The 2,378-nt window shown below is 70.8% G+C and carries 3 protein-coding genes and 1 pseudogene; 1 reads left to right on the top strand and 3 read right to left on the bottom strand.

The features are described from left to right. A pseudogene (locus B7767_RS48265) lies at positions 1–157 on the top strand (two-component sensor histidine kinase); the annotation flags it as partial. A gap of 10 nt (positions 158–167) precedes the next feature. Here B7767_RS48265 and B7767_RS23095 read toward each other — a convergent pair. From B7767_RS23095 to B7767_RS23085, 3 genes are all read right to left on the bottom strand, one after another. Further along, positions 168–611, bottom strand: coding sequence for a VOC family protein (locus tag B7767_RS23095; RefSeq protein ID WP_085573876.1), 444 nt, complete (start codon positions 609–611; stop codon positions 168–170). Positions 612–671: 60 nt separating this feature from the next. After that, positions 672–1,109: a helix-turn-helix transcriptional regulator gene (locus B7767_RS23090; RefSeq protein WP_085573875.1), complete on the bottom strand. Its 438-nt coding sequence runs from the start codon at positions 1,107–1,109 to the stop codon at positions 672–674. Positions 1,110–1,219: 110 nt separating this feature from the next. Continuing rightward, the coding region (locus B7767_RS23085; RefSeq protein ID WP_085573874.1) for an MFS transporter at positions 1,220–2,378 on the bottom strand (1,159 nt) is incomplete at its 5' end.

The raw sequence follows: 2,378 nt of genomic DNA, 5'->3' as shown, positions 1-2,378 counted from the left end.
GGGGCAGGCGCGGGTCCTGGGCGCGCGGCTGACCTTCCGCAACGTACGGCCCCCGGGGGCCCCGGACGACGCACCGGCCGAGGGCGCGGTCGCCGTGCTGTGGCTGCCCGAGCACGCGCCGACGAACACCGGGAGCTATCCCGTACTGGCCCAGTAGCGGGGGCGGTTCAGCAGGACCACTCCTTGTCCGTGTCGAGGCCGCCCTCGCGGGGCTGGGTGAAGGAGAACCAGTTGCCGGAGTCGTCGCGGAACAGTGCCTCGGTGCCGTACGGGCGCTCCTGCGGCTCCTGGAGGAACTCGACCCCGCGGGCCTTGAGTTCGGCGTAGTCGCCGTGGATGTCGTCGGTGGTCAGCACGCCGGGTCCGAGCACCCCCTTGGACACCAGTTTCCTGATCATCTCGGCGGACTCGGGGTCCATGCCCGTACCGGGGACCATCAGCGTCAGCTCGACGTCGGGCTGCTTCGGCGAGCCGACGGTGAGCCAGCGCATGCCGCCCTCGCCCAGGGTCATGTCGGTGCGGACCTCCAGGCCCAGCTTCTCGGTGTAGAACTCCTTCGCCCGGTCCTGGTCGAGGACCCAGACGGTGGTGATGGCGAGCCCCTTGATCATGGCGTACTCCCGTTTCGCGGCCGTTCCTCCGGTGCCCTGTCACCGTAGGCAGCGCCGCCGTCAGTCCGCTTCTCCGGAATTGCGCCGTGCCCCCGCCCTGCCCGGCCCGGGCCGGTGGCCGCCGAGCCAGTGCATGGCGTAGCAGCCCGGGATCAGGGCGGCACCGCGCCCCACGTGCTTCGTGCGGTACTCGCTGGGGGTGAGGCCGGTCCAGGTCTTGAACCGTGCCGAGAACGTGCCCAGGCTGCTGAAACCGACCAGGTGGCAGATCTCCGTCACCGACAGGTTCGCGGTGCGCAGCAGGTCCTCGGCGCGCTCGATCCGCCGGTGCGTGAGGTACTGGCCCGGTGTCTCGCCGTAGGCCTCCCTGAAGGCGCGTATGAAGTGGTAGCGCGAGTATCCGGCGTGCGCGGCGACCGCGGCCAGGTCGAGGTCCGGGTCGGCCCAGTCCCGGTCCATCGCGTCCTTGGCCAGCCTCAGCTGCCGTGCCTTGTCCATGTGACCGATGGTGGCACGGGGGTCCGACAACGGGTCCGGCCCGGCGCACGGGAAGGCCCCCGGAGGCGCGGGTGCGCCGCCGGGGGCCTTCGGGCCGCTCGGGAGGAGGGTCAGACGGGCTCGGTCACCGCCACCGGTGCCGGTGCGCCGTCGTCGGTGCCGTCCTTCTGGGGGCCCGCGCCCTTCAGCGGGACCTCCTTGACGAAGACCGCCGCCGCCAGCGAGAGCACCGCGATCACCGCGCCCAGGAGGAACGCCGAGTGGGTGCCCGAGGACACCGCGTGCTGGTACGCCTCGCGGGCCGCCTCCGGCAGCTTCGCCAGGCTCGCGGCGTCCAGCTGGGCGGACTGCTCGGTCACCTTGGAGCCCAGCGAGCCGGCCTTCTCGGCCATGACGTCCTGGACGCGGTGGTTGAACAGCGCGCCCATGATCGCGACGCCGAAGGAGGAGCCGAGGGTGCGGAACAGGGTGGTGGTCGAGGAGGCCACGCCCATGTCCTTCATCTCGACGCTGTTCTGCGCGACCAGCATGGTGATCTGCATCAGGCAGCCCATGCCGAGGCCGACCACGGCCATGAAGACACCGGAGGTGAACCGGGAGGTCCCGGTGTCCATCGTGGACAGCAGGTACAGGCCGACGATCATCAGCGCGCTGCCGAGCACCGGGAAGACCTTGTACCGGCCGGTGTCGGTGGTGACCCGGCCCGCCACCATCGAGGTGACCAGCATCGCGCCGAGCATCGGCAGGAGCAGCAGGCCGGAGTTGGTGGCGGAGGCGCCCTGCACGGCCTGCTGGTAGAGCGGCAGGAAGAGCGTCGCGCCGAACATCACGAAGCCGGTGATGAAGCCGATGACGGACATCAGCGTGAAGTTGCGGCTGCGGAAGATGTGCAGCGGCACCACCGGTTCGGCGGCCCTGGTCTGCCAGAACACGAAGCCCACGAGGGACGCGACGCCGAGGCCGATCAGTTCCATGATCCGCGCGGAGGTCCAGGCGTACTCCGTGCCGCCCCAGGTGGTGACGAGCACGACGGCGGTGATGCCGACGGTCAGCAGCGCGACCCCGAGGTAGTCGATGCCGGCCTTGGCCCGCTTCTTCGGCAGGTGCAGCACGGCGCCGACGGCGGCCAGCGCGATCGCGCCGAGCGGCAGGTTGATGTAGAAGGCCCAGCGCCAGCCCCAGTTGTCGGTGATGGTGCCGCCGACCAGGGGTCCGCCGATCATCGCCAGCGCCATCACGGCGGCCATCATGCCCTGGTACTTGCCGCGT

Origin of the sequence: Streptomyces sp. 13-12-16 (genome assembly GCF_002114215.1) — a bacterium.
Classification (GTDB): Bacteria; Actinomycetota; Actinomycetes; order Streptomycetales; family Streptomycetaceae; genus Streptomyces.
This window is presented reverse-complemented; position numbering and strand designations above follow the sequence as displayed.

Coding starts and splice junctions, on each gene's coding strand:
- B7767_RS23095 (WP_085573876.1), bottom strand. CDS start 611: ATGATCAAGGGGCTCGCCATCACCACCGTCTGGGTCCTCGACCAGGAC.
- B7767_RS23090 (WP_085573875.1), bottom strand. CDS start 1,109: ATGGACAAGGCACGGCAGCTGAGGCTGGCCAAGGACGCGATGGACCGG.